The sequence below is a fragment of the Aminivibrio sp. genome, from assembly GCF_016756745.1.
In the GTDB taxonomy this organism is placed as follows: Bacteria; Synergistota; Synergistia; order Synergistales; family Aminobacteriaceae; genus Aminivibrio.
The window spans coordinates 12,826-39,447 of sequence record NZ_JAESIH010000033.1 but is presented as its reverse complement, the minus strand read 5'-3'; the positions used below and the strand labels follow the sequence as shown (position 1 = coordinate 39,447).

At 61.8% G+C, this 26,622-nt stretch carries 29 protein-coding genes; all 29 read left to right on the top strand.

All coding sequences use genetic code 11. The features are described from left to right. Window positions 1-77 precede the first annotated feature (77 nt). The 29 genes from lepB to JMJ95_RS03645 all read left to right on the top strand — a co-directional run bounded on the left by lepB (window position 78) and on the right by JMJ95_RS03645 (window position 26,591). Entirely contained in the window at window positions 78-620 is a 543-nt protein-coding gene (gene lepB, locus JMJ95_RS03785; RefSeq protein WP_290682803.1) for a signal peptidase I, read from the top strand. Further along, window positions 621-1,451 (top strand): GTPase, encoded by an 831-nt coding sequence (locus JMJ95_RS03780; protein ID WP_290682801.1) that lies wholly within the window; start codon window positions 621-623, stop codon window positions 1,449-1,451. Beyond that, on the top strand, window positions 1,442-2,026 hold the full coding sequence (locus tag JMJ95_RS03775; RefSeq protein WP_290682799.1) for a ribonuclease HII: 585 nt from the start codon (window positions 1,442-1,444) through the stop codon (window positions 2,024-2,026). Before JMJ95_RS03780 ends, JMJ95_RS03775 begins: the two co-directional genes overlap by 10 nt. Further along, window positions 2,026-3,081 (top strand): hypothetical protein, encoded by a 1,056-nt coding sequence (locus tag JMJ95_RS03770; RefSeq protein WP_290682797.1) that lies wholly within the window; start codon window positions 2,026-2,028, stop codon window positions 3,079-3,081. Before JMJ95_RS03775 ends, JMJ95_RS03770 begins: the two co-directional genes overlap by 1 nt. Further along, window positions 3,078-3,356 carry an EscU/YscU/HrcU family type III secretion system export apparatus switch protein gene (locus tag JMJ95_RS03765; RefSeq protein ID WP_290682795.1) on the top strand — a complete coding sequence of 93 codons (279 nt, stop codon included), beginning with the start codon at window positions 3,078-3,080 and terminating at the stop codon, window positions 3,354-3,356. The genes JMJ95_RS03770 and JMJ95_RS03765 overlap by 4 nt, the downstream gene beginning before the upstream one ends. Then, a complete protein-coding gene (locus JMJ95_RS03760; RefSeq protein ID WP_290682793.1) occupies window positions 3,353-3,727 on the top strand; it encodes a YraN family protein in 375 nt (124 codons plus the stop codon). Before JMJ95_RS03765 ends, JMJ95_RS03760 begins: the two co-directional genes overlap by 4 nt. Continuing rightward, window positions 3,724-5,226, top strand: coding sequence for a YifB family Mg chelatase-like AAA ATPase (locus JMJ95_RS03755; protein ID WP_290682791.1), 1,503 nt, complete (start codon window positions 3,724-3,726; stop codon window positions 5,224-5,226). The genes JMJ95_RS03760 and JMJ95_RS03755 overlap by 4 nt, the downstream gene beginning before the upstream one ends. Continuing rightward, a complete protein-coding gene (gene dprA / locus JMJ95_RS03750; RefSeq protein WP_290682788.1) occupies window positions 5,223-6,323 on the top strand; it encodes a DNA-processing protein DprA in 1,101 nt (366 codons plus the stop codon). The genes JMJ95_RS03755 and dprA overlap by 4 nt, the downstream gene beginning before the upstream one ends. Before the next feature lie 74 nt (window positions 6,324-6,397). Then, window positions 6,398-6,682 carry a hypothetical protein gene (locus JMJ95_RS03745; protein WP_290682786.1) on the top strand — a complete coding sequence of 95 codons (285 nt, stop codon included), beginning with the start codon at window positions 6,398-6,400 and terminating at the stop codon, window positions 6,680-6,682. Between the two features lie 9 nt (window positions 6,683-6,691). After that, window positions 6,692-9,127 carry a type I DNA topoisomerase gene (gene topA / locus JMJ95_RS03740; RefSeq protein WP_290682784.1) on the top strand — a complete coding sequence of 812 codons (2,436 nt, stop codon included), beginning with the start codon at window positions 6,692-6,694 and terminating at the stop codon, window positions 9,125-9,127. Then, a complete protein-coding gene (trmFO, locus tag JMJ95_RS03735) occupies window positions 9,120-10,454 on the top strand; it encodes a methylenetetrahydrofolate--tRNA-(uracil(54)-C(5))-methyltransferase (FADH(2)-oxidizing) TrmFO (protein ID WP_290682782.1) in 1,335 nt (444 codons plus the stop codon). The genes topA and trmFO overlap by 8 nt, the downstream gene beginning before the upstream one ends. A gap of 163 nt (window positions 10,455-10,617) precedes the next feature. Then, a complete protein-coding gene (locus JMJ95_RS03730; RefSeq protein WP_290682780.1) occupies window positions 10,618-11,553 on the top strand; it encodes a tyrosine recombinase XerC in 936 nt (311 codons plus the stop codon). After that, complete coding sequence (gene hslV / locus JMJ95_RS03725; RefSeq protein WP_290682778.1) at window positions 11,513-12,046, top strand: ATP-dependent protease subunit HslV; 534 nt, start codon at window positions 11,513-11,515, stop codon at window positions 12,044-12,046. Before JMJ95_RS03730 ends, hslV begins: the two co-directional genes overlap by 41 nt. Next, window positions 12,043-13,464, top strand: coding sequence for an ATP-dependent protease ATPase subunit HslU (gene hslU / locus JMJ95_RS03720; protein ID WP_290682776.1), 1,422 nt, complete (start codon window positions 12,043-12,045; stop codon window positions 13,462-13,464). Before hslV ends, hslU begins: the two co-directional genes overlap by 4 nt. A gap of 136 nt (window positions 13,465-13,600) precedes the next feature. After that, on the top strand, window positions 13,601-14,374 hold the full coding sequence (gene codY / locus JMJ95_RS03715; RefSeq protein ID WP_290682878.1) for a GTP-sensing pleiotropic transcriptional regulator CodY: 774 nt from the start codon (window positions 13,601-13,603) through the stop codon (window positions 14,372-14,374). A gap of 63 nt (window positions 14,375-14,437) precedes the next feature. Further along, complete coding sequence (gene flgB / locus JMJ95_RS03710) at window positions 14,438-14,839, top strand: flagellar basal body rod protein FlgB (protein WP_290682774.1); 402 nt, start codon at window positions 14,438-14,440, stop codon at window positions 14,837-14,839. Between the two features lie 2 nt (window positions 14,840-14,841). After that, on the top strand, window positions 14,842-15,261 hold the full coding sequence (flgC, locus tag JMJ95_RS03705) for a flagellar basal body rod protein FlgC (protein ID WP_290682772.1): 420 nt from the start codon (window positions 14,842-14,844) through the stop codon (window positions 15,259-15,261). Between the two features lie 184 nt (window positions 15,262-15,445). After that, window positions 15,446-15,763 (top strand): flagellar hook-basal body complex protein FliE, encoded by a 318-nt coding sequence (gene fliE / locus JMJ95_RS03700; protein WP_290682770.1) that lies wholly within the window; start codon window positions 15,446-15,448, stop codon window positions 15,761-15,763. Between the two features lie 11 nt (window positions 15,764-15,774). After that, a complete protein-coding gene (fliF, locus tag JMJ95_RS03695; RefSeq protein WP_290682768.1) occupies window positions 15,775-17,346 on the top strand; it encodes a flagellar basal-body MS-ring/collar protein FliF in 1,572 nt (523 codons plus the stop codon). An 11-nt stretch (window positions 17,347-17,357) separates the two neighbouring features. Continuing rightward, window positions 17,358-18,374, top strand: coding sequence for a flagellar motor switch protein FliG (fliG, locus tag JMJ95_RS03690; protein ID WP_290682766.1), 1,017 nt, complete (start codon window positions 17,358-17,360; stop codon window positions 18,372-18,374). Continuing rightward, on the top strand, window positions 18,367-19,257 hold the full coding sequence (locus JMJ95_RS03685) for a FliH/SctL family protein (RefSeq protein WP_290682764.1): 891 nt from the start codon (window positions 18,367-18,369) through the stop codon (window positions 19,255-19,257). Before fliG ends, JMJ95_RS03685 begins: the two co-directional genes overlap by 8 nt. Further along, window positions 19,241-20,569, top strand: coding sequence for a flagellar protein export ATPase FliI (gene fliI, locus JMJ95_RS03680; RefSeq protein ID WP_290682762.1), 1,329 nt, complete (start codon window positions 19,241-19,243; stop codon window positions 20,567-20,569). The genes JMJ95_RS03685 and fliI overlap by 17 nt, the downstream gene beginning before the upstream one ends. A gap of 67 nt (window positions 20,570-20,636) precedes the next feature. Then, window positions 20,637-21,092, top strand: coding sequence for a flagellar export protein FliJ (locus JMJ95_RS03675; protein WP_290682760.1), 456 nt, complete (start codon window positions 20,637-20,639; stop codon window positions 21,090-21,092). Further along, window positions 21,089-21,706, top strand: coding sequence for a lytic transglycosylase domain-containing protein (locus JMJ95_RS03670; RefSeq protein ID WP_290682758.1), 618 nt, complete (start codon window positions 21,089-21,091; stop codon window positions 21,704-21,706). The genes JMJ95_RS03675 and JMJ95_RS03670 overlap by 4 nt, the downstream gene beginning before the upstream one ends. Beyond that, the gene (locus JMJ95_RS03665) at window positions 21,706-22,368 is read left to right on the top strand and encodes an MgtE intracellular region (RefSeq protein ID WP_290682756.1); all 663 of its coding nucleotides are present in this window, start codon (window positions 21,706-21,708) and stop codon (window positions 22,366-22,368) included. The genes JMJ95_RS03670 and JMJ95_RS03665 overlap by 1 nt, the downstream gene beginning before the upstream one ends. Before the next feature lie 20 nt (window positions 22,369-22,388). After that, a complete protein-coding gene (locus JMJ95_RS03660; RefSeq protein ID WP_290682754.1) occupies window positions 22,389-23,870 on the top strand; it encodes a flagellar hook-length control protein FliK in 1,482 nt (493 codons plus the stop codon). Window positions 23,871-23,881: 11 nt separating this feature from the next. After that, window positions 23,882-24,298, top strand: a complete 417-nt coding sequence (locus tag JMJ95_RS03655; protein ID WP_290682752.1) for a flagellar hook capping FlgD N-terminal domain-containing protein — start codon at window positions 23,882-23,884, stop codon at window positions 24,296-24,298. A gap of 155 nt (window positions 24,299-24,453) precedes the next feature. Further along, window positions 24,454-26,346, top strand: coding sequence for a flagellar hook protein FlgE (locus JMJ95_RS03650; protein ID WP_290682749.1), 1,893 nt, complete (start codon window positions 24,454-24,456; stop codon window positions 26,344-26,346). Between the two features lie 14 nt (window positions 26,347-26,360). Further along, on the top strand, window positions 26,361-26,591 hold the full coding sequence (locus tag JMJ95_RS03645) for a flagellar FlbD family protein (protein ID WP_290682747.1): 231 nt from the start codon (window positions 26,361-26,363) through the stop codon (window positions 26,589-26,591). Window positions 26,592-26,622: the final 31 nt, after the last annotated feature.

The window sequence follows — 26,622 nt, the reverse complement described above, 5'->3', positions numbered from 1 at the left end:
ACCTTCTTTCGGGGTATAAAGAGAAACCGGCGTTCCCGTTTTTTCGGGAGCGCACATAGGAAACGGAGGTTGTCCTGATGGCGCCAGCTGTAAAACCATGGTGGAGGGAGACGATCGAGACGGTGCTGTGGGCACTCGTCCTCGCTATCGTGCTCCGTACGTTTGTTGTTCAGGCGTTCTGGATCCCCAGCGGGTCCATGATTCCCACCCTCGAGGTGGGCGACCGCGTTCTCGTGGCAAAATTCTGGTATCACTTCACTGAGCCGAAGCGCGGTCAGATTTTTGTCTTCAAGTATCCCGTGGATCCCAAGCGGGATTTCGTGAAAAGAATCATCGGTCTTCCGGGAGACGTACTCGAAATCCGGGCCGGGATAGTCTACGTCAACGGACAGCCTCTCCGGGAGGAGTACGTGAAGAACCGCGACTCCTTCTCCCTGACGACTGGGCCGATTTTCAAGGAGGTTCCGGTGACGGTTCCCGAGGGCAGTTACTTCGCCATGGGGGATAACCGCCCGAACTCGCAGGACAGCCGGTTCTGGGGATTCGTGCCGAAGCAGAACATCCGAGGGCCGGTTTTTTTCAGGTACTGGCCCCTGAACAGGATCGGGACGGTGGAATGATTGGGACGGACCGTCTGGTATCCCGGCCACATGGCGAAGGGGAAGCGGAAGCTCGCCGAACTCGCCGAAAAGCTGGATATCATACTGGAGGTCCGGGATGCCCGGGCTCCCCTCGTGACGTCCTCTCCCCTGACGGATGAACTCTCCCGGATCTGTCCCGTGGCCGTGGTACTGTCGAAGAAGGACCTGGCCGACGAGAAGGGCACGGCTGCCTGGCTCTCCTGGTTTGCCTCTTCGGGCGGAAAGGCCTGGGCGGTGAACCTGCTCAAGCCCCGGATGGACCAGGTACGGAAGGACCTTGCACCCTTCGGACCCTCCCACAGGGAAGTCCGCCTGGCCGTGGTGGGCATACCGAACGTGGGTAAATCCATGTTCCTGAACGCCCTGGTGGGCAAGTCCTCCGCCCAGGTGGGGGGCATTCCCGGAATCACCAGGGGAGTCTCCTGGTACAAGGGAAAGGGGTTCCTGGCGGTGGATTCGCCGGGCATCCTGGACCCCCGCTCAGGCGATTCAGTACAGCGCTGCCTCGCGTGGCTCGGGAGCAGCAAGTCAGAGGTGATCGGGGGGTATGATCTCATCGCCCTCGACCTGATCTCGGTACTCCGGAGGCGGGGGCTCTGGGCCATGGTGGAGGAGAAGTGGGGCGTTCCCGCACCGGAAGAGCTCTCAGGGGAGGAAATTCTCGAAGCGCTGGGACGGCGGCTCGGGTGCCTTGTCTCCGGGGGGGCCGTGGATATTCTCTCCGCAGGCCGCAAGTTTGTGGAGGCCTTTTCCACCGGCCGGCTCGGTCCGGTGACCCTGGAGCTGCCGGGGGACTCGCCATGGATCTGAACCGATGGGGAAGGATCGCCGGAGCGGATGAAGCGGGACGGGGCCCCCTCGCAGGGCCGGTAGTCGCCGCGGCTGCGGTTCTGACCCCTGCCCAGGAGGAGGAACTGCTCTCCCTGGGGCTCACCGATTCCAAGAAACTCACCCCCCGCAGGCGGGAATTCCTTTTTGAGCGGATGCTCTCTCTGAAAGTTCAGTGGCGGGCCCAGGCCGCCTCTCCGGCGAGGATCGACGGAATGAACATTCTCCGGGCGTCTCTCTGGGCCATGGGGCGGAGCGTGGAGAAGCTTCCCCCCTGCTTCGACACGGTCATAGTGGACGGCACCTTCCCCCTTCCGGGATGTGTCTTCCGCCAGATTCCCCTCCCGAAGGCCGACAGCCTCGTCCCCGCAGCGGCGGCCGCTTCCGTGGCCGCCAAGGTCCTCCGGGACAGGGTCATGGATATCCTTGACGGCCTGTATCCGGGCTATGGTTTCAAAAAGCACAAGGGATACCCGACGGCGGCCCACAGAAAAGCCCTCGAGGTTCTCGGTCCTTCGCCGGTCCACAGGGCCACCTTCACCTGGAGGGCCCCCTGATGGCAGCCCAGGGCATCGGCGGCATCCCCGGTCCGTCGGTCCGTCCCGGCCTTCCCGAGGGGCAGACCCAGCCCCGGGTGGACGGAAGCCCCAGGCAGCCGGGAACCCAGCTTCCCCGGATTGCCGACGGCACGGTGGTGAACGGCCTCGTCCTGGAAGCCCGGGAGGAGGGATCCTATCTTGTCCGGGTGGCCGGACAGGCTCTTCTTGCCCGGGCCAACCTTCCCCTCATCCCGGGGCAGCATTTCCGGGCCGTGTGGGACGCCTCCGGCGACATCCCGGTCCTCCGCCTCTCCGACGGGGAAGCGGCCCTTCTCGGAAAACTCCCCGCGGGGGACCGGGAAATGGCCTCCGCCCTTCTCTCCCGGGGGCTTCCCCTCGACAGCCAGGCCCTCGCCTCCCTGAAAAGCGCCTGGGCCGGCATGGGCGGTCTGCCCTCCCAGCCGGGTCCCCTAGCGGAACTCTGGGCCCGGGGCATTCCCCTCACTGCGGGGAATGTCCAGGTCCTCGCATGGTATTTCAGCCTCGGCGAAAAAGACGCCGCTTCCCTGTGGAAAAGGGTGCGGGATGAAATCAGGAGCCGGGCGGCCAAGGGTGAGAATCCCCTGGCTGTCCTGAAAGAGATGACGGAGGGAGACGACGACCGGGCGGCCTTTCTCCGGGGGCACGCCCTGCTTTCCAGGCCGTCACGGGAAGGGATCGACCCGTCCCTCCTCGCGCCCGCCCTTCTTCCGGCCGGCGAAGGGGAAGGGGCCCTCACGGCACGGATCACCACCGGGGCCTGGAAACGGCAGGGAAAGTCTTTCTGGTCCATTTCCTTCGAGATGGAGGGTGACCGCATCGGGCCCGTCGGGGGAGACGTGGAGAGCGACGGCAAAAATCTCGGGGTTACCCTGAAGGCCGAGCGGAGCGAGACATTCGAAATCTTCCGCATGCGCCGCCGTCTTCTGCGGCAGCAGCTCGGCGACCTTCCCCTGGCGCTGCAGCATATCACCGTGGCCCGGGGGCGGAGAGCGCCCCGGATTCCCTGCAGGGGGCTGGACATAACGGTATGAACGGGAAGGGAAAGAAACGGCTTCAGGCGGCGGCGGTCCGGTACGACGAAAAACATGATGACGCCCCGAGGGTGACCGCCTCGGGAAAGGGATACGTGGCGGAGAAAATCCTCGAGCTTGCCGGGGAGGCGGATGTCCCCGTGGTGGAGGACGCTGTTCTCGTGAGCGCCCTGATGGTGCTGGAGCTCGGCGAAGAGATTCCGGCGGAACTCTACGAGGCCGTGGCCCGAATTCTCGCCTTTATCTACAAACTCGACAAAGGAGAAAAACCATGACGGCGGAACATCTCGAACGGGGACGGCGGGGCGAGGAGATCGCCGCGGCCTTCCTTGCCGGTCTGGGGTGGAAGATACTCGATCGCAACGTGGTCTTCAGGGGAGGGGAGCTTGATCTGGTGGCCCTCTCAGGCGGGGAGCTCGTGGTGGTGGAGGTCAGGACCCGCTCCGAAGGATGGATGCAGCGGGGAGAGGAGTCCGTGGGGCCCCGGAAGCTGGGGCGTCTCGTGCGGGCCGGAAGGCGGTACGTGGAGACCCGGGGGTGGACCGGCCCGTGGAGGATCGACATTCTCTCCGTGACCCTGCACCCCGGGAAAGACCCTACGGTGGAGCGGTTTGAGGATGTCACGGCGGGGGCGTACCTCACGTGAATCCCGTCTGGGGCATCACCCTGAAGGGCATGGAAGCCCTGAGGGTGGAGGTGGAGGCGGAAATCACCGGGGGCCTGTTCGCCATCTCCATCGTCGGCCTGCCCGATGCGGCGGTCCGGGAGTCGAAGGAACGGGTGAGGGCGGCCCTCCGCTCCCTCGGCCTTTCCGTGAGGGGACGGGTTGCGGTGAACCTCGCGCCGGCCGACCTTCCGAAGGAGGGGGCCATCCTGGACCTTCCCATCGCCCTCGGCATCGCCGGGGCCATGGGAAGCATTCCGGAAGTCCCAAAGGCAATCTTTCTCGGCGAGCTGGCCCTGGACGGACGCCTCCGGGGAGTCCGGGGGGCCGTCGGCGCGGCCATTCTCGCCAAGGATACGGGAATTCCGCTCTTCGTCCCTGCGGACAACGCGGACGAAGTCTCCCTGGTGGAGGGGTGCGAAGCCTGGGCAGCCGAAAGCCTGGGCGACATGATCGCCTTTCTTCGGGGTGAAAGGAATCTCACTCCCGTGGTTCCTGCGGTTCTTGAGGCGGAGCCGGTCGTGGCCGACCCTGATTTCGCCGACATACGGGGCCAGTCAGGGGCAAAACGAGCCCTGGAAATAGCCGCCGCCGGGCATCACAACATCCTCTTCACCGGTGCCCCGGGCAGCGGTAAGACCCTTCTGGCCCGGGCACTTCGCGGGATCCTTCCCCCGCTGTCCCGGGACGAGTTTCTTGAGGCCGCCCTTGTCCGGAGCACCCTCGGCGTTCCCTTCGACCGGGGAATGCACCCCCCTTTCAGAACCGTCCACCATACTGCCAGTATCGTCTCCATCTGCGGGGGCGGCGCCACCCTCCGGCCCGGCGAGGTCAGCCTGGCCCACCGGGGGGTTCTGTTCCTCGACGAATTTCCCGAATTCCGCCGCGATCTCCTGGAAGCCCTCAGGCAGCCCCTTGAGGACGGACGGATCACCGTGAGCAGGGCTTCGGGCTCGGTAGTCTACCCGTGCAGGGTGCTTCTCGTGGCCGCGTGCAACCCCTGCCCGTGCGGGTGGGACGGAGACCCGGTGGAGCGGTGCACCTGCTCGTCATCGGAGCGGGAACGGTACAGGCGGAAGATTTCCGGCCCCATCCTCGACAGGATCGACCTTCACCTGGCAGTCCCGAGACTGCTCCCGGAAGAACTCGTGGCGGTGGAATCTGAGGGCGGCGAACCGAGTGCCCCCATCGCCGCGAGAGTGAGGGCGGCCCGGGAGATCCAGAGGAAACGGTGGGCCGGGACAGGGTTCACCTGCAACGCCGAGCTGCCTGAACGGCTCGTGAAACGGGCCCTCTCTCTTTCCCCGGGGGTGAGGCCCTTTCTTGCCTCCATGGCGGAACGCCTCAGGCTCTCGGGACGGGGAATCAGCCGGGTGCTCAAGGTCTCACGGACCATAGCGGACTTGGCGGGAAGCGTGGACGTGGAGGTGTCCCACGTGGCGGAGGCCATGGCTTACCGGGAGGGAGGGGAAGGCCGATGACCGGACTCCTGAGAGTGCTCCTGCTCCTGGCCGCGTCGGGAGGGTTCCCCCCGGTTCTCTGGGAATCCTTCAGGAAGGAGGACCTTCCGCCCGAAGCGTTCCTTGAGGGAGGGCCTTCCCTGTGGGAACGGCTTGGGTATTCCGAGACGGTACGGAATAACCTTGCCCGGCTTGCCGGGGCAGGATGGCCCGAGCTGGAGGAAGACCGGGCCCGCCGGGCGGGCGTACGCCTCGTCTCCTTTGAGCACCGGGACTACCCCCGGGGACTCGCCGGAACGCCCTCCGCCCCCCTGCTTCTGTACGTCAAGGGAAAATGGCCTCTTGCCGGGCCGTCAGCAGCCGTGGTGGGAACAAGGAAATGCAGTTCCTACGGATGGCGGACGGCGGCGGAAATAGGCCGGGCGGTGGCCGGGACCGGCGGCGTGGTGATCAGCGGCGGAGCCGCCGGCATCGACGGTGCGGCCCACGAAGGATGCCTGGCCGGAGGCGGCGCCACCATCGCGGTCCTCGGGACGGGGGTGGACATGGTGTATCCCCGGGGACACGAAGGCCTCTTCGGGCGCATTGTCGGGGAGGGGGGCGCCCTGGTCTCCGAGTATCCCCTCGGTTCTCCTCCGAGGCAGTGGCGTTTTCCCGAGCGGAACAGGATCATCGCTGGAATGGCCGATCGTCTCGTGGTGGTGGAGGCACCGCTCAAAAGCGGAGCCATGAGCACGGCCCGCCACGCCCTTGAGGCCGGCAGGGAGGTCTGGGCCGTTCCGGGAAGGATATCCGAGGAAGGCTGCGCCGGGTCGAACAGGCTGCTTTTTGACGGGGCCCTGCCCCTTGTCTCCGTGGCGGAATTTGTCTCCTTGGCTTTCGGAAGGCAGCTCGGCCTGTTTCCTCCCGGAGAGGAACGGCAAAAAACTCCTTCATTGACTGAAAAAGAGCAAAGAATTCTTGCCGTTTTAAAAAAATATGGAGAAAGAACTGTTGACAACCTCGCCGTTGAATGTACAATGTCTCCCGCTGACGTTTTTTCCTGCCTGGCCCTTCTGGCCGCGGCGGGGCACGTTTTCCCCTCTGGACCGGGGCGGTGGAGTGCCGTTCCCCGGTAGACAAGACTGGATCGGAAAGGAAGAGCCTGGTGCCCAAATCACACAATACGGACCGAGCCCGAGGAGGCAGGCTGGTGGACTCGCTCCTCGTCCGCCGAGTTCTCCATAACTGCGAACAAAGATACCTGACCCCCGAGACGCAGGGAAGAATATACCGCTACATCGCCACGGAAGAGGTCCCTCTCGAGATCACCGAGAGGGCCATCCAGGAGGCCGTGTCCCTCGGCGCCATGAAAAACTCCGCCGTGGAGGCCCCTCTCTTCGAGGCCATCGTGGATGCCCTTCTCGACGACCGGTCCTTTGAGATCCCCGGCAGCCCCTCGGAGAAGATGTATCCTTCGAGCTGCTGGATCTGCTGAGAAGGTTCCATGGCAAAGGAAGGAAAAAAGGAAAAGACCGCCCCGGAAACGGCGCCCCTTCCCCCTTCTGAAAAGACGGCGGCGGCGGTGACGGCCCGTTCCTCCGGCGGGAAGAAGACCTCCCCGGCCGGCGCGAAAAAAATCGCCGCAGGGAAATCCGTACCGGCAGGGGCTGCGAAAAGCGCACCCCCTGCCGGGAAGAAGTCCCCGTCTTCCGGGAAGGGCAGAAAAACCTCTTCCGCCGGGAAAAAGACCACGGGAACGAAGAGTGCCTCCAAAGCACCCCGGCAGAAAACCTCCGGGCGGTCCCGGGCTGCTTCGGCCCCCTCCGAAGCGGGGGCCGGAACGTCTCTTGTCATCGTCGAATCCCCCACGAAGGCAAGAACCCTCGCCAAGATCCTCGGATCGAAATACGTGGTCAAGTCGAGTGTGGGGCACGTCCGCGACCTGCCGAAAAGCCGGCTGGCGATAGACGTGGACAACGACTTCGCTCCCGAGTACATTCTCGTCAAGGGAAAGGCGAAGGTGAAAAACGAACTTGCCGGGCTGGCCCGGAAAGCCTCCAGGGTCATTCTCGCCTCGGACCCCGACAGGGAAGGGGAGGCCATCGCATGGCATCTCTGTGAGCTCCTCGGCATTGACCCATCGTCCCCCTGCAGGGTCCGCTTCTACGAGATCACCCCCGGGGCCGTTCGGGAAGCGATCAACAACCCGGAAGAAGTCAACATGAACAAGGTGGATGCCCAGCAGGCCCGGCGGATTTTGGACAGGCTCGTTGGGTACACCCTGAGTCCGCTGTTGTGGAAAAAAATCCGGAGGGGCCTCTCCGCGGGAAGGGTGCAGTCAGTGGCTCTTGCCCTCATCTGTGCCCGGGAGCGGGAGATCAGGGAATTCGTTCCCAGGGCCTACTGGCTCGTCACCGTCTCGGCGGCCGCCGGCGACGGCAGGAAGTACGTTCTCCGGGCGGACAGCCTGGACGGGAAATCCCTCTGGAAAGAGGGAAAGTCCCTTCTCATAGATTCCGAAGATGTCGTGGATGCCATACTCGGCGAGGTGGAGAAATTTCCCCTCACCGTAACCGATTTCAAGGTGAGGGAGAGCCTGAGGGCGGCCCCCGCCCCCTTCAAGACGAGCACCCTCCAGCAGGAGGCTGCCCGAAGGTGCAGCCTGTCTCCCCGCAGAACCATGAGAATAGCCCAGGAACTCTTCGAGGGGGTATCCATCCCGGGACGGGGACCTACGGGCCTGATCACCTACATGCGCACCGACAGCCTCAGGATAGCCCCCGAGGCCGTGGAAAAATGCAGGGCCTACATCGCCTCTTCCTTCGAGCCGCCGTACCTGCCCGAAAAGGAGAACGTCTATTCCGCCAAGGGCCGTTCCCAGGACGCCCACGAGGCCATCCGGCCGACGGACGTGACCATTGCCCCGGAAAGCCTGGAAGGCATTCTCACTCCGGACCAGATGAAACTGTATTCCCTCATCTGGAGGCGATACGTGGCCTCCCAGATGACCCCCGCCAGGGTGGCCAACGCCGCCCTCACCGCTTCCGCGGGCAGGGCGGGGTTCCGGCAGCTCGGGGAGACCCTGCTCTTCCCAGGGTGGAGCGCCGTGTGGCCCCTGGACCTCAAGGGAGAATCCCTTCTGCCGGCGGTCCGTGGAGAGGTGCTCGCCGTGGAGGAAACGGGAAAGGAACAGAAATTCACCCGCCCGCCGGCGCGGTACTCCGAGGCCACCCTCATCAAGGTCCTCGAGGACGAGGGTGTCGGCCGTCCGTCCACCTACGCCTCCATCGTGGAAACGCTCTACGACAGGGGGTACGTGGTAAGGAACGAGGAACGGCGGCTCCAGTCCACACCCCTCGGGGAGACGGTGGACGAATTCCTGATGAAGTACTTCAATGGCGAAAGCCTCTCTTCCATCGTGGACACCGGGTTTACCGCCCGCATGGAGGAAAGCCTCGACGACGTGGAGGAGGGGAAGGTTCCCTGGCTCTCCGTTCTGCGGGATTTCTGGAAAAATTTCACCGTCACCATGGCCGAGGCCGAGACGGCCCCGCCGGCGCAGCTTCCGCCCCCCGAACCCATAGGGGAGGACTGCCCAGAGTGCGGCAAACCCCTCGTGTTGAAAAACGGCCGCTTCGGTGAGTTCGTCGGCTGCAGCGGCTACCCTGAATGCCGGTTTACCCGTCCAGTCCTCGTCAAGACGGGCGCTGTCTGCCCGAAATGCGGCACGGGGGACGTGGTAAAGCGCAAAAGCAGGAAGGGGAAGCCGTTCTACGGTTGTTCCCGCTACCCCGAGTGCGATTTCGTCTCGTGGAACCCCCCGTCGGGAAAGGAGTGCCCCAAGTGCGGCGCCGCCATGATGACCACCGGACGGAAGGGCGGCGAGGAGTGCCCGAAATGCGGGTATGTCCCCCCGAAGGAGACCCGGGACGATGATTGACCGCTCCGTCTCCATAGTCGGCGGCGGGCTTGCCGGGTCCGAAGCGGCCTGGATGCTCGCAACCCGGGAAATTCCCGTGACCCTGTACGAGATGCGGCCCGGGACCACAACGCCGGCCCACAGGACGGACGGACTGGCGGAGGTGGTTTGCAGCAATTCCTTCGGGGCCGATTCCACCACCAGCCCGGCGGGAATTCTCAAGGAGGAGCTCCGCGGCCTCGGCAGTCTCATCCTGAAGTGCGCGGACGAATCGCGGGTACCGGCGGGCAAGGCCCTCGCCGTGGACCGGGACATCTTTTCGCGGCTGGTGACGGAGACCCTGGAGAAACATCCTCTCGTCACAGTCGTCAGAGAGGAATGCGTCTCCGTTCCGGAAGGGCCTGCGATCCTTGCCACGGGCCCTCTTACCTCCTCCGCCATGGCGGGGGAGATCAGGAAGATGGCCGGGGAGGAGTACCTCTCCTTCTTCGACGCCGTCGCCCCGGTGGTGGAGGCGGACTCCATCGACATGACGAAGGCATTCCGTCTCGGTCGGTGGGGCCAGGAGGACGATTACATCAACTGCCCCTTCACCCGGGAGGAATACGAGGCCTTCATTTCCGCCCTGACGAGCGCTGAAAGAACCCTTCCCCACGATTTCGAGGAATCGCCGTCCTGGTTCGAGGGGTGCCTTCCCGTGGAAGTCATGGCGTCCCGGGGAACGGACACCCTCCGGTTCGGCCCCCTGCGCCCCGTGGGTCTTCCCCTCCCCGGAACGGGGGAAGATGCGTGGGCTGTGGCTCAGCTCCGGCAGGACAACAGGGAGGGAACCCTCTACAATCTCGTGGGGTTTCAGACCAGTCTCCGGTGGGGGGAGCAGGAGCGGGTCTTCCGGATGATCCCGGGGCTTGCCGATGCTGAATTCGCCCGCTTCGGGGTCATGCACAGGAACATCTACGTCAACGCCCCGGCAGTACTGGACGGCCGCCTCCGGTTCCGGAACGGGCGGGAGGATCTCTTCCTCGCCGGCCAGATCACCGGTGTGGAGGGGTACATGGAAAGTACCGCCATGGGCTGCGTCGCGGCCCTCAACATGGCCGCCCTGCTTCTCGGGAAACCCTTCCCCGAGTGGCCAAGGGAAACGGCCGTTGGTTCCCTTCTTCACTACCTGGGAGACGCTCTGGGGCGCCGTTTCCAGCCCATGAACGTTAACCTCGGCATCTTTCCCCCCCTGGGGGGGAAAGTACGGAACAAGGCCCTGCGGTGCGAACAGGTCGCCCAGCGGGCACGGGAGGCTTTTGTCCCCTTCCTCGCCGGATTGGCGGAACTCGCGGGACCTGCCGGATAAATCCCCCGTCTGTTTTTTTCTCTTAAATTTCTCTCTCAAAAAATGGGAAAAAGAGATGTGGGAAAGAAAAAATCCGGTCAGGGACAGCTTTTATGCTTCTGCCCAAAAAACGTTAATTGATTCTTTTGAAAAATATCGATAATCTAGAAAAAGATGCTAAAATATGCTTATGCAGGAAAAGATATCTGTTTTTCTTGATCGGTTTTTCGATTACCTCCGGTATGAAAAGGAGGCGTCGCTCCACACCGTGACCAATTACTCCGTGGATCTTGCCCAGTTCGCCGAGTTTCTCGAGGTGCGGGGCATAAATTCACCGGCGGAAGTGGACGGAAAGACCATACGGTCCTGGCTTCGGGAGATGATGGGGTACGGTTACGCGAAAACCTCGGCGGCCAGAAAGCTGTCCTCGGTCCGGAGCTGGTTTGCCTTTCTGTTTGACCGAGGGCTGATTTCCTCCGACCCCGCGAAGGGAATCCGGGGGCCGAAGCTCCCTTCCAGGTTGCCCAGGGCCCTCTCGCAGGAGGACACGTTCAAATTGGTTGACGCAGGGCAGCTGGGGGAAGATCCCGTGCGGGATACGGCCGTTCTTGAGCTTCTTTATGGCTGCGGTCTCAGGATCGCCGAGCTGGCTTCCCTCCGCTGGCAGGATGTTGACCTGGACGAACGAATGGTCCGGGTGCTCGGCAAGGGAAACAAAGAAAGGATTGTCCCCTTCGGGACGTGTGCACTCAAAGCCCTCCGGAACTGGAGAGATTCCGGCGCCGGGAACGGCGGGTTCGTCTTCCCCGGCAGAAGGGGAGGGGCAATCACGGTGAGGACGGTCCACCGGATCGTCCGGAGGGCGGCCCTGAAGGCAGGGGTGGCGAACGTGACGCCCCACGTGCTCCGGCACAGCTTCGCGACCCACCTCCTCGAGGGGGGGGCTTCCCTCAGAGTCCTCCAGGAGCTGCTCGGGCACGAGAGCCTCCTCACCACCCAGCATTACCTCGCCGTCGGGGCGGATCACCTGCGGAAGAGCTATGAACTGGCCCACCCCCGGGCGAAAGGAGACAACGGAGATGTTCAAGGGAACGACGATAGTGTGTGTTCGCAGAAATGACATGGTTGCCATGGCCGGTGACGGCCAGGTGACCCTCGGAAACCAGATCATAAAGGCTGGAGCGAAAAAAGTCCGCCGGCTCCACAAAGGAACGGTCCTTGCCGGTTTCGCCGGGAGCACCGCCGATGCTATGACCCTCCTGGAGAGGTTCGAGAGCCGGGTGGAGGAGAATTCGGGTGACCTGATGCGGTCCGCCGTGTCGCTGGTGAAGGAATGGCGGACGGACAGGGCTCTTCGGAGGCTCGAAGCTCTCATGATCGTCGCCGACTCGAGGCTCACCCTGATGCTCTCGGGAGCGGGGGACATTCTGGAGCCGGAGAACAACGTGGCGGCCATAGGGTCGGGATCGGGGTACGCCCAGGCTGCGGCCCTCGCCTTTCTTGAAAGCGGCAGCCTGCTTCCGTCGCAGATTGCCCGGAGGTCCATCGAAATCGCTTCGGAGATCTGCATCTATACGGATAACACCGTCACAGTGGAGGCACTTGGAGAATGAACATTCTGGAAAATGACCGGTTCGATCTCACTCCGCGCCAGATCGTGGAATACCTCGACCGGTATATCGTAGGGCAGGAGAAGGCAAAGAAATCCGTGGCCATAGCCCTGAGAAACCGCATCCGGAGAAGGCGCCTTCCCGAGAATATTGCGAAGGAAGTGGCGCCGAAGAACATCCTCATGGTTGGGCCCACGGGCGTGGGCAAGACCGAGATCGCCCGGCGCCTCGCCGACCTTGTGAAAGCCCCCTTCGTCAAGGTGGAGGCCACCAAGTTCACCGAGGTAGGCTACGTGGGGCGGGACGTGGAATCCATCGTGCGGGACCTGGCAGAGGCGGCCGTGGCCATGGTGAAGAAACGGAAAATCGAGGATGTTCAGGTTCCCGCAGCGGAACGGGCGGAACAGAGGCTGGCGGACGTGCTGCTGCCCAGGCCGGAGAAAAAAAGCGCCGTTCCCGATTTCATGCGCCTCTTCAGTGGCGGGGGATCACCGGAAAGGGACCAGGAACGGGATGATTCGCCCGAGGAGGAAAGGCTCCGGGATTCCACCAGGAAGAAGATTCTTGCCCTGCTCCGGGAGGGCAAACTCGACGACCGGGAAGTGGAGATCGACGTCACCGAGAGCCAGTCGGTGGGAATTCCCCTTCTCGGTGGAGGCGGGATGGATTCCATGGGCATCAACATCGGGGACATGCTCGGCGGCCTGCTGCCCAAAAAGACGAAGCGCCGCAGGATGAAGGTCTCCGAGGCGCGGACCATTCTCGCCGCAGAAGAAGCGGAAAAGCTGGTGGATATGGACGCCGTCGTCCGGGAGGCCCTCGACAAGGCCCAGGAAGAGGGAATCGTCTTTCTCGACGAGATCGACAAGGTGGTTGCCCGTGGCGGCGCGGGCGGCCCCGATGTCAGCCGGGAAGGGGTTCAGCGGGATCTTCTGCCCATCGTGGAAGGTTCCCCCGTCCAGACGAAGTACGGCACGGTGAACACGGACCATGTTCTGTTCATCGCCGCTGGGGCTTTCTCGAGCGTGAAGCCGTCGGACCTGGTGCCCGAACTGCAGGGGAGGTTCCCCATCCGGGTGGAGCTTCAGCCCCTGACGAGAGAGGACCTGGCCCGCATTCTGGTGGAACCGGAAAACAGCCTGCTAAGGCAGTATACAGCCCTTCTCTCCACCGAAGGCGTGAATCTGGACTTCACCCCCGAGGCGGTGGACGAAATGGCCCGCCTGGCGGAGCGGATGAACGGCGAAATGGAAAACATCGGGGCCAGGAGGCTCCATGCCATGATTGAGCACCTTCTCGAGAACATCAGCTTCGCCGCCCCCGAGGAGGGACAGGGTAAGTTCACGGTAACGCCCGAGTTCGTTCGGGAGAGGCTGGAACCCCTAATTTCGGACAGCGATATCAGAAGATATCTTCTGTAGATTACATTACATGCTCCGGTGCGGATGGTGCGCACGGATACCATATCAGGAGGGATTTTGAGTGGCCGTAAAGAAAAGCAAAACGATCGAAGAAGCAAGGGCGGCGGAACCTCACGTAATCGATGAGGAACCAGGACTGAAGGATCTTCTCGACAAAACCCGGCAGGTGGGCAGGGCCCTCCAGAGCCGCAGGGAAGGTACAAGGCCCGACTACAACAAGCTCGCCAAGCTGCTGTGCGAGTTCTCCACGGCCAACGTGTACCTGATCAACCGGGAGGGCAAGATCCTCGGCCATTCGTGGATTTCCGAGTATCATTCCGAGGAAGTGTCCAACTTCATCGACAAGGGGTATATGCCCGAGGCTTTCGTCGAAAAGATGAACCAGCACAGGGAGACCATGCTGAGCGAGACCGACGGTTACCTGTTCGACGACGCCGGCACCGAAGCGCCAGAGAAACACATGCTCTACATTCCCATTTACGGTGCCGCGGAGAGACTCGGTACGCTGCTTCTCGTCCGGTTCTTCCAGCCCTTCTCCATGCGGGACCTCGTCCTGGCGGAGTACCTGGCCACCCTCGTGGGCATCGAAATTCTCCACGAACGGACAAAGAACATCGAGGAGCGCTCCAGGGAACGCCTTATCGTCCAGATGGCCATGCGAGCACTTTCCTATTCGGAAGTGGAATCGGTGAAGCACATCATCAGCGAGCTCGGCTCCTTCGAGGGTGTGGTCATCGCAAGCAAGGTGGCGGACAGGGTGGGCGTCACCAGGAGCGTCATCGTGAACGCCCTCCGGAAGCTGGAAAGCGCCGGCATCATCGAAAGCCGGAGCCTCGGCATGAAGGGAACCTTCATCAAGGTGCTCAGCCCTCTCTTCGTGGAAGAGCTGGGAGTGCTCCAGAAAGACTGATTCAAGTCCGGGGGAAAGCCCGCCGAAACAAACAGGAAGAACCGGGGCGGGAGGGAAAAGGCCATGATGGGCGACTTCAACTGGAAAGTAATGGAGAAAAACCTCGAGGGGCTTTCGAAGCGCTTTGAAGCCACGTCGAGAAATATCGCCAATGCGAACACACCGGAGTTCGCCCGGCGGAACGTCTCCTTCGAGGATCAGCTCAGGGATCTCGTGGACGGTCCGAGGCGGCTTCCCATGACGGTTACCAACGAAGGGCACATACCTTCGGGGCCCCTCACAGTCAGTTCAGTGGTTCCCGAGGAAATCAAGGTGTATGACGAAAAATTCCGGCTGGACGGGAACAACGTGGATCCCGAACGGGAGATGGCCGTCATGTCCCAGACTCGTATGGCCTATAACGCCATGACCCGGTTCGCAGCGAAGAAAAGTTCCCTGTACCGCCTCGTCATAGGGGGGAGATAACCATGAGAATGTTCCGGGCCATCGACGTATCGGGCAGTTCCCTCACGGCGCACAGGCTCTGGCTCGACTCCATATCGGCGAACCTGGCGAACGTGAACACCACCCGGACAGCGGAAGGCGGCCCCTACCGGAGAAAGGTGCCTGTCTTCGCCGAAATGCTCGACAAGACCATAGGCGGCTATGAGGATACCGGTGGAGTCAGGGTAGTGGAGATCGCTACGGACGACACCCCTCCCCGGCTGGCCTACCAGCCTGACCACCCGGACGCTGACGAGGAAGGATACGTGGCCTTCCCGAACGTGAACGTGGTCAGGGAGATGGCGGACATGCTCACCGCCGGCAGGGCCTACGAGGCGAACCTCGCGGTGGTCGACGCGGCTCGGAACATGTGGACGGGAGCCCTGGAAATAATGCGGGGGTAGCGGCTCCTCCCGGTAATCGGACAGCAGACGGAAAGTTCCTGAATACAAAGGACTTCAGGCTCATGGAACAACAGACGGGAGGCGCATACCTGCGTTTCCCGTTTTTGTTATAACTATCTCTGCTGTGATAATATAGTATGGTCGCGGTATCGATATTGTCCGGAAAAATGAGGAGGGGGCCCCCATGGGTTCGTTGAACATCGATCTTATGAAGCTCGCTTCACCCGCTGCGGTCCGCGGGCCGGAAGCGGTTCCCGCGAAGGACCGTTCCGCCGGTACGGGCCTTTCCTTTGAAGAGCTTCTTCAGAATTCCATGAAGAGGGTAAACGATCTTCAGGTGGAGTCCGACGGCCTGGTGAACAGTCTCGCCACGGGAGACGTGGACGATATTTCCCGGGTTGTCCTCGCTTCCCAGAGGGCGGAGTTCGCCCTCAGAATGATCACCGAGGTCAGGAACAAACTGCTTGACGCCTACCAGCAGCTTGCCCGGATGCCTGTGTAATGGTTTTGTGAATGGACTGGTTCCGAAGATTTTCCGCCCGTCTCGGGCTCTTCTGGTCTTCCCTCAAGCCGTGGCAGAAGCTCTCCATCGTCGGGGCCTCCGTCATGGTGATTTCCGCTCTTGCGCTTGCCGTCTACTGGGCGGGCAAGCCCTCCTATGAACCCCTTTTCACCGCTCTCGAAGTAGAGGACCAGTCGGCCATCGTGGCCTATCTCAGGGAAAACAGGATCGACTACAGGCTTGACCCCGCCGCGAACGCCATCCTCGTTCCGCGGGACATCGTCTATGAAACCCGTCTCAGCCTGGCCCAGGAAAGTCTTCCGAAAGGGGGCAGCGTGGGCTACGAGATCTTCGACACAACGAAGATGGGCCTGAGCGAATTCCAGCAGAAGATCACCTATATACGGGCCCTCGAGGGAGAGCTGGAGCGGACCATCCGCCAGATCGACGCAGTGGACTACGCCAAGGTGAACATCGTCGTCCCTGAACAGCGCCTCTTCCTCGAGCAGCAGCAGCCCTCCACGGCATCGGTCCTCGTCCGCCTGAAGACGGGAATGCAGATCGGCCCGGACCAGGTGAAATCCATAGTGCATCTCGTGTCCCACGGGGTCCAGGGCCTGCTCCCCGAGAACATAACGGTGGTGGACACTTCAGGCAAAGTCCTCTCTGACCTGCTTGACCAGGAGCTGCTCATCTACGGCCAGGGCGGCGACGGCCGGACCGTTTCCTCGGTCCAGCGGGAGCTTGAGCGGCAGCAGGAACGGGAGCTCGAAAACAAGGTCAGGATCATGCTCGAACGGGTCTTCGGGCCGGGCAGGGTCGTAGTCCGGATCAAGGTGGACCTCGACTTCGACCGCAGGACCAGTTCCTCCAGGGAATTTATCCCCGGAGAGACGGGGAGGGGCGTCCTCCGGAGCCAGCAGAACATGGAGGAAACCTACACGGGAACGGGTGCCCCCGTCGGCGGTGCCCCGGGAACCACCACGAACATCCCGGGCTACGCCATCGCCCAGCAGCAGGGAACGGCGAGCGAATACAACAAGACCGAAACCACCAACAACTACGAGATCACCACCCGGGAAACCCAGCAGGTAGTGACTCCCGGGACGGTCAGGCGGCTTTCCGCGTCTGTACTGGTGGACGGGGAGCTTGAGGAGGAACGGCTGACGGAGCTCCGGGCCCTCGTGGCGCCTGCCCTGGGTATTGATGCCGCCAGGGGAGACCAGCTCGTCATCCAGTCCATGAAATTCTCAACCACCTTTGCCGACAGCCTTGCGGAACAGCTTCAGCTCCAGCAGAGAATGCAGCTTATCATCGCCCTTGTCGCAGCGGCGGTGCTTCTTCTTCTCGCCGCCCTCGCGGGGGTTCTGTGGATGAGGAGACGCAGGTCCAGGAAAGCCGCTCTCCCTCCCGCGGAGGAGCGGAAGCGCATCCCGAGCATACAGGAACTTCTTTCTTCCCCGGAACTGCTTGAAGCCCAGGGAGAACTGGCCGTACTGGAAGAACAGCTTCGCGCCTACGCGAGAAGCAAGCCAGAAGAAATAGCCAACCTGACTCAGGACTGGCTTGCGGACGAGTCTTAGGAGGCGGGATCATGGCGAAGACAACGACCAAGGGACTGACGGGAAGAGAAAAGGTGGCCGTCCTCATGGTGGCCCTCGGAAACGAAGTGGCTGCCGAAGTCTACAAGCGGCTGGACGATTCCACCATCGAAATCCTTACCCTGGAAATAGCCAACCTGAGAAAAGTGACCCCCGAACAGCGGCTCGGGGTTCTGAAGGATGCCCAGGAAATGCTCCTCGCCAGGGAGTACATGGCCAGGGGAGGCGTGGACTATGCCCGGGATATCCTCGAACGGGCCCTCGGCCCCGAAAGGGCGCAGAACCTCCTTACACGGATCACTGCCAGCCTCCAGGTCCGGCCTTTCGACTTCATGCGGCACACCGACGCACAGCAGATTCTCGGCTTCATCCAGGGAGAGCATCCCCAGACCGTGGCCCTCATCATGTCCTACCTCGACCCCAAGCAGGCGGCGTCCATCATCGGCGGCCTTCCCGGGGCCGTGCAGGCCGAGGTGGCCAAGCGGATCGCCAGGATGGACCGGATCACCCCGGAAGTGCTCCGGGAGGTGGAGCGGGTACTGGAAAGGAAGCTGAGCACCGTCATGGGACAGGACTTTACCCTTGCAGGCGGCATCGACGCCATCGTGGACATCATAAACAACGCGGACCGGGCCACGGAGCGGAACATCATGGAACACCTCGAGGAGAACGATCCCGAGCTTGCGGAGGAAATCAAGCGGCGGCTCTTCGTCTTCGAGGACGTCATCAAGATGGACGACCGGTCTCTCCAGAGAGTGCTCCGCGAAGTGGAGATGAAGGAGCTCTCCCTGGCCCTCAAGGGTGCCACGGAAGAGCTCCGGGGCAAGTTCTTCAAGAACATGTCCAAGCGGGCCTCCGAAATGCTCAAGGAGGACATGGACTACATGGGCCCCGTCAGGGTGAAGGACGTGGAGGAAGCCCAGCAGAAGGTGGTCAACGTGATCCGGGCCCTGGAGGATGTGGGAGAAATCGTCATTTCCAGAGGAGGAGAGGAAGAGTTGGTTGTCTAAACTTCTTCGTCCCAACGTCCTCCGGGCGGTGCGCCTGCTTCCGGAGGCCGTCCGGATCGGAAATGTCCCCCGGGACAAGAGGGAAAACCAGGAGAAGATTCCTCGGGAACCGGAAGCAGGGAACCATCCCGTGGACCTGCTTTCCCAGCTTAATGAAGAACTTTCCCTTCTGAAAACAAGGCTCGAGGAATCGGAAAGGGAAAAACGGGACCTCGCCTTCCGGGCGTCCGTCTTCGAGGAAGAGCTCTCCAGGGAGCGGGTCCGTCTCGAAGAAGAGCGGCAGAAGATGGTGTCCGCTCTCGAGACCGAGGGTGCCGCAGCCCGGAAAAAAGCGGTTTCCGAAGGATTCGAGGAAGGGAGGAAGGCCGGGTACGAACAGGGCATTGAAAATGCCCGCAAAGAGGCGGCAAAGGAAGCCGGGGATAAGGTCCGCTCGGCTGTATCGCTGCTTGAATCCGTCCACCGCTCCCTCGAAGAGAACCTGGGGGCTCTCTGTTCCCTCCAGATGCCCAGGCTCATCCGCATGTGGGAATTCCTTCTTTCCCGTATGCTCCGGAAAGAAGTCTCCATCGACGGTGAAACGGCCGTCAGGATGCTCCGTGGTGTCCTGGAGCGCATCAGCGACAAGGAAAGGGTGATCGTTTACCTGAACCCGGAGGACGTGGACGCTGTACGGGGCAGGAAGGACGAATTCAGCGACCTCCTCAGGGGAATCCGGCACCTCGAGTTTATTCCCGACGGGAACGTGGACGCCGGAAGTTGTATCGTGGAAACCAACCTCGGTATTTACGATGCCCGGTGGCGGATCCAACTGGAACAGGTTTCCGGCGAGATCGAGCACCTGTTCATCGAGGGAGGGAACGGGAATGACGGCAGTTTCTGAAGGAGGGCTGCTGGCCATTCTCGAGCAGCGCCTTTCGGGGGTCCAGCTCACCAAGATCAACGGACGCATCGTCCAGGTGGTAGGCCTTGTGGCGGAATCCAGGGGTCCCGACGTCCGGGTGGGCGATCTCTGTTCCATACGGTACAGAAACAGCGCCAGGGCATCCCTGTCGGCGGAGGTTGCGGGCTTCCGGGGCGACCGGGTTCTCCTCATGCCCTTGGGCAACCTCAAGGACATCGGTCCGGGATGCGACGTCCTTTCCATGGAGCGCCCCCTGGGTGTCCGGGTGGGCGATTCTCTTCTCGGCCGGATTCTCGACGGCCTGGGAAACCCCATCGACGACCGGGGGCCTGTTGCGGCTTCCGGATTCTATCCTCTCTATGCAGACCCTCCCCATCCTCTCCGCAGAAAAATGATCACCTCCCCTCTTCCCGTGGGCGTCAAGGTCATCGACGGCCTTCTCACCCTCGGAACAGGGCAGAGGATCGGCATCTTTTCCGGATCGGGAGTGGGAAAGAGCACCCTGCTCGCCATGATGGCCCGGTACACCGAGGCGGACGTGAACGTCATCGCCCTGGTGGGGGAACGGGGAAGGGAGGTCCGGGAGTTTGTCGACCGCGACCTGGGCGACGAGGGGCGCCGCCGTTCAGTCCTCGTCATCGCCACCTCCGACCAGCCTCCCCTCATCCGTCTCAAGGCATCTCTCACCGCCACAGCCATCGCTGAGTATTTTCGCGACCAGGGCAAAAATGTACTCCTCATGATGGACTCGGTGACCAGGGTGGCCAGGGCTCAGCGGGAAGTGGGACTGGCCATCGGCGAACCTCCCACCACGAGGGGATACACCCCTTCCGTCTTCGAAATGCTTCCCCGGCTTCTCGAACGGGCCGGTGCGGGAGAACGGGGGAGCATCACGGGCATCTACACCGTCCTGGTCGAAGGGGACGACATGAACGAACCTGTGGCGGACACGGTGAGAGGCGTTCTTGACGGCCACGTTGTCCTGTCGAGGAAAATCGCCGCCAGGAATTTTTATCCCGCCGTGGACGTACTTGAAAGCGTGAGCAGGGTCATGCCCTCCATCGTCAGTCCGGAGCACCTTTCCGCAGCGGGACGGGTCCGGGAGCTCCTTGCCGTCTACGGGGAGGCCGAGGACCTTATCAGCATAGGGGCCTACAAAAGCGGCTCCAACCCGAAAGTGGACTGGGCGGTGGAACATCTTCAGGGGGTTCACTCCTTCCTCCGCCAGACCGTGGGGGAGAAGGTGGGCTTTGAGGAGATGGAAGGCCGGCTCCTTTCCCTTGTACCCTGACAGGGGTCAAGGCAGGGCATCCCCCTGCCGATGAATAAGTATGTAATGTCTTCAGCCGGAGGAGCACATGAACGCGAAAGTGAACAGGTTTGAACGTATTCTCAGGACGAAGGTCAAGGTGAGGGATGACGAGCGGATCCTTCTTTCCAGTGAAAAAAAGGAGGAGGAGCGCCTTCTCTCCGTCCTTGAATCTCTCGGAACGGAAAAGGAAAAAGCCCTTGAGTCCTTCGGCTCCCAGAAGGACGAAACCTTCACCGTACAGGATATCTGGTTCAGACGGAAGGCCATCGACCTTCTGGAAAACAGGATCTGCCGCGAGGGAGAGTCTCTCTGCGGCGTGCGGCGGTCCATAGAGGATACCGAGGCCCGGCTGCTTGAAAAACACCGGGACGTGAAAGCGATGGAAAAATACATTTCCTTCATGGTCCTGAACCTTCAGGAGGAAACGAGAAAGAAGGAGCAGTCGGAGCTGGACGACATCGCCTGCATCCGTCATGGTCCACCGAAGGAGGGAAGGCAATGAGACCGAATCTTTCGGGAGTGTCGAGGGTCATGGGCCGCATCGAGGAGATCGAGCGGAAAATCCGGCCGCAAAAGGACGAAGACGTCCTGGACAAAAAAAAGGACCGTTTTGTGGACGTTCTGGAAACGGCGGAGGAAAAAGAAAGAAAATTGCCGGAAAAGGAAAAAAAAACGCGGCATCCCGTCGTTCCCGGCATCGTTTCACCGGTGAGAACGATGTCCGGCGGCTGGGAGGACCATATCGCCCCCCTGGCTGCGAAGTACGGAGTGGAAGAAGCCCTGGTCCGGGCGGTGATACGGATGGAATCGGGCGGGCAGACCATGGCCGTCTCCCCGAAAGGTGCCATGGGACTGATGCAGCTCATGCCCGAAACCGCCGGGATGCTCGGCGTGGATGATCCTTTCGATCCGGTCCAGAATCTCGAGGGTGGGATTAAATACCTTTCCCAACTGTCCGATAAATATCAGGGAGACCTGGTGAAAGCTCTTGCGGCCTACAATGCCGGGCCGGGGCGGGTGGACTCCTACGGAGGGGTTCCCCCGTTTGCGGAGACGCAAAGATATGTGAAAAACGTCCTCTCCATGTACCGAAAGAATTCAGGGAGCGATGACTGATGGCTGACGAACCCCGAAACCTGGAGGATGACCGGGAGGAGAGTTCCCCCCAGCCGGCGAGGATAAACGAAAAGAAAAAGAGCCGGAAAGGAACGCTCCTTTTTTTATTTCTTTTTCTCGCGGCGGGAGCGGCCGTGGGTCTCCACGTATCGGGAAGCTGGGATGCCCGCCCGGTGATGTACTGGTCCGTCCCGCGCATTCCGTGGATAGGGAAGAATCTCGCGGCCGCCGTCGGAATCCCCGGGGAATACTCCCTGACGGCCGAACAGAGACGGGCTATCGAGCTTCAGCAATGGAACGACCGGCTCAATGAAAGAGAGAGGGAACTGGGTGAGCGGGAAAAACGCTTAGCCGCCCTATCGGCGGACCTGGAAATGCGGTCCGCCGCCCTGGAAAAAATCGAGGCGGAGCGGGCCGCGGCCCGGATCAAGCCTCCGGAGAACCAGCAGGAGGAAAAAGAATACCTCGACATGCTCATGAAAACCTACCAGGAAATTTCGCCCAGGAGGGCGGCTCTCATTCTCGAGCAGCTGCGGGAAGACCTGGCTGTGAAACTCCTGGAGGCAATGCCCAGGGATGCCCGGGCATCGATTCTCGGCCGCATGGAAGCGGTGAGAGCGGCAAGGCTGACGGAACGGCTGGCGGCCGGCGGGTCGCGGTGACACACTCGGAGGTGCGGCCTATGATCTCTCCCTTTTCTGCGGCAGTACAGAAAAAGAGTGCTTCGGAGCTTTTCCCGGATCCGGTCGGAACAAAACTGAAACCCGAAGGAGAAAAGAACGACCGGTTCTCCCGATTGCTTCACCGGTGCGAGCAGGGGCCGACGGCTTCTTCTGCGGAAACCGGACCGAAGGACACTCCCTTCCCTTTGCCCCGCGCGGTTTTTCCGGCGATGCTCCGGGGAGTGACCGGAGCCGACGGAGGGGACGATATCTCCACGGAAATCGAAGGGGCGGAAGCCACGAGCGAGAGCATAATTGCCCGGAGCGCCGACGATATATCCGCGGAAATCGAAGGGACGGAAGCCGTCCTTTCCCTACAGGAAACCGACCTCCCTTTTTCGGGCGAAATCCCGGAAGAGGAAACGCTTTCGCCAGAAGAAGAACTTTCACTTTCCGGCGATCTCCCCCAGGAGGGTGCGCTTGGCGGCGAGTCGGCCGCTGCGGGCGGAGTAATGGTCGTCCGGGATGACCGGCTCCTCCATGAAAAGCAGGGAGAGCCTCCGGCACAGGAGGCAGTGCCCCGTCCGGGGGAAGAGAAAGGAAGATCGCCCCTTCCCGCAGATTCCTCTGCCGAACTATCGCCAAAGGAATCGCCGTTCCGTCAACGGGGTGAAGCTGCCGGCACCGGGGAGGAGGACGGTGCCTCCCCTGAAAAGCAACTCTCCGGCGTTCTTCCAGGCGGGAAACGGGCAAGTGAAACCGTTCCCCGCAACGACAACGCGGAGCAGGAGGAAACTGCCGGAGCCCTTGCGACGGACCGCACTCAGGAGCGACAGGAGAGGAACGGCGGCGCCGAAGATCGGGGCAACAGGCCGTCGGCCTCCGCTTCAGGAAAAGAGAGCGTTCTCCCGGGAACTTCAAAGAACGGAGACGGAGAGAAGGGCGAGGGACGGCAGTCCTTTTCCGGAAAGAACGACGACCCCGGAGCGGCCCTTTTCGTCCAGAGGCCGGCCCAGGGGCCGGCCGGAGTCCGTGTTGCTGCGTCTCCCTTCCCCGGCGGGTTCGCCCGGGAACTGGCTCTGGCCGGACGGGGCGGCGCCGCCCTCGAGGACGGAATGCACAACGTGGTGAGGTTCATGAGGGCGGAAGGACACCACCGGGCATCCATGATCGTTGATCCTCCCGCTCTCGGGCGGGTGGAGATCGAACTCGCCGCCACAACGGGCGGCGTGGAGGCATCCATAAGGGTCGGCAACGAACAGCTCCGTCAGCTGGTCCAGGACCAGATAGCCCTTCTGAGGACGCACCTTCAGCAGCAGGGCGTGCAGGTTGCCGAGTTTACCGTGGACATCAGGGACAGCGGCGGGGACGGCAGTCGCGGTGCCCATGACCGGACGAAGGGCAGGAATGTCCGCGCAGCGGCAGGAACAGGAGAAACGGAAGAGGACGCTCCATCCTTTGCGGTGGATCTTGAACAGGGCCTCCTTCACTGGGTGGCCTAGGAGGTGGAGAAATGACCATATCGGCAGTAACCGGCGGAAATGAAGCGAACTACACGGCGGCCGCGGACGAAGCCCTCAGGGATACGAACAGCGAGCTCGGGAAGGATGCCTTCCTGAAGATACTCATCGCCCAGCTGAGCAACCAGGATCCTCTCGACCCGCTCAAGGACAAGGATTTCATAGCCCAGATGGCCCAGTTCAGCACCCTGGAGCAGATGACCAACATGAACAAGAGCATCGAACAGATGAATGCCGTTACCAAGGGCTCAGCGGTGAACTATATCGGCCGGGTGGTGGAGTATCTCGACGACGAGGGGATGAGCGCCTACGGCACGGTGGCCTTCGTCCGGTTCGATACATCGGGGGTTATCCTCGCCACCACAGAAGAAATCGAAATTCCCCTCGAAAAGGTCGTGGCGGTGGGCTGAAAAAGGGCTTCAGAAAACAGCCGGGACCTCCGATTCAATAGAAGGATCGGTTCAGTGACGACAAGGACCGACCACCGCCCTCCAGGGAAGGCCGGGCGAACTGGAAACTGCAAGGGACTGCGGCATATCAGAATTGACAAGGAGGAAATGAAACCATGCTTCGATCCCTTATGTCCGGCGTATCAGGCGTGCGGGGGCACCAGACCCTCCTCGACGTGGTCGGAAACAACATCGCCAACGTAAATACCGTGGGCTTCAAGAAATCGAACGTGACATTCCAGGACCTCATGTACCAGACCAGCAAGGGCGCTTCCGCCCCCGGCGAAGCACGAGGGGGCATCAACCCAATGCAGGTGGGCCTGGGAGTAAACGTAGCTGCCATCGAAACCATCCATTCCCAGGGACAGCTCCAGTTCACGGGCAACCGGACGGACATGGCCGTCGAGGGCGACGGGTATTACGTGGTCAGCGACGGAACGAACCAGCTCTACACCCGGGCAGGAAACTTCATCCTCGACGCGAACGGCAATCTTGTCCAGTCGGGCACAGGCTACATGGTCAAGGGTTTCGGCATGTCCGTGAACCCCATCGACCCATCCTCCTACACCATGGGTTCCAATCTCATGGACATCAACATCCCCGTGGGGCAGAAGATTCCCGCCAAGGCCACGGAGCTTGCCGGATTCCGGTGCAACCTCGACAGCCGCGTGGATGCCTACCTCCCCATGGGAATTGAAACCAACGACTCGTCCCTGACGGTGAACCTCGGAACCGACCGGTATGTGCTCAGCAACATTTCAGGAAACAGTACCCAGGCGGGATTCCTCACACTGTCAACCGCCGCGGGAGCAACCTTCCCCGCCGGGATAGTGTGCGCCTACGACGGAATCGACACCACGTCCGGATACCCCCTGCTTAACGTCACCCTGACCGGAGCCTTCGCCGATCCGACGAACCCTCTCACTACGGACTACGACTCGTCAACCGGCACCCTGACCCTGCTCAATTCTTCGAACCAGATCGTTTCGAAGATCGAACTCTCGGGGTTCATGAACATCCAGATGGTGACCGACTCCTCCTCGGGAACGGCCGTGAACTATCTCGTGGAGTTCGACGACGATGCCGCCACGGGGAACCGCATTCTCAATCTCTGGAGCGAAACGGCCGCCGACCCCGAGACCCTCGAGATCCCCATGAACAGCGACGGCACATTCCAGCTTGCCGCTGCCACGGCCATCGGAGGAAGTCCCCTGAGCGCCCGGGCCACCGAGAACGGTCTCGGGGTCACCCTTCTCAACGGGGGCGTATCGGTGGCCACGCTCAACCAGAAGATCGCCGGCGTGCACAACACGAAGCTCGATGTCTACGACAGCCTGGGCAATGCCCACACCCTCGAGGTGAGCTGGGAGAAGATCGACAACAACCAGTGGCGCTGGAGGGCATGGCTTCCGTCCGAACCCGGAATAACCATTTCGAACAATACGGGGATCATGGAATTCAATTCCGACGGAAAGATCACAGCGGGGTCCTCCGGGGTCATCGGGCTGAATTTCGCTTCCCTCGGTGCGGAGGACGCCGCCATCACCCTCGATTTCACCGGTGAGGCCTTCGGCAAGGACGTCATGGAGGGCGTGACCCAGTACGGATCCGCCTACACCACCAAGGGGTATTTCCAGGACGGCTATGCCATGGGCATCCTGAACGACTTCGCGGCGGGCAAGGACGGCACCATAACGGGCGTCTACAGCAACGGCGTCACCATTCCGCTGTACCGGATCGCCCTCGCGCAGTTCTCCAACCCCACGGGCCTTTCCAAGGTGGGCAGCACAGCCTTCGCGTCGAGCAACAACTCCGGGCTCGCCCAGATCGTGGCGGCAGGGGAAGGGGGAGCGGGAACCATTGCGGGGGGCACCCTGGAAATGGCCAACGTGGACCTCTCCGAGGAGTTCGTCCGGCTCATCATCGCCCAGCGCGGTTTCCAGGCCAACGCCAGGGTGGTCACCACCAGCGACCAGGTACTCGAAGAAGTCATCAACATCAAGCGGTAGGGGAGGTCTGAAGCATGATCACCCTTCGCAGGATAAACGGCGAGGCCTTCACCATCAACGCCGACCTCATCGAAACGGTGGAGTCTACCCCCGACACGGTCATCCGTCTGGTTAACGGTCATCGGTACGTGGTGGCCGAACCGATGGATGAAATAGTGGATTTAGTGGTAAAGTACAGGCAGAAGGTTCTTTTTTCCTTCTTCGGGGGAAAATCCCCCCTTCCGGAAGACGGAGAGCGGGACTGATCTATAGTCCCGGCAACTGACGCGGCAACAG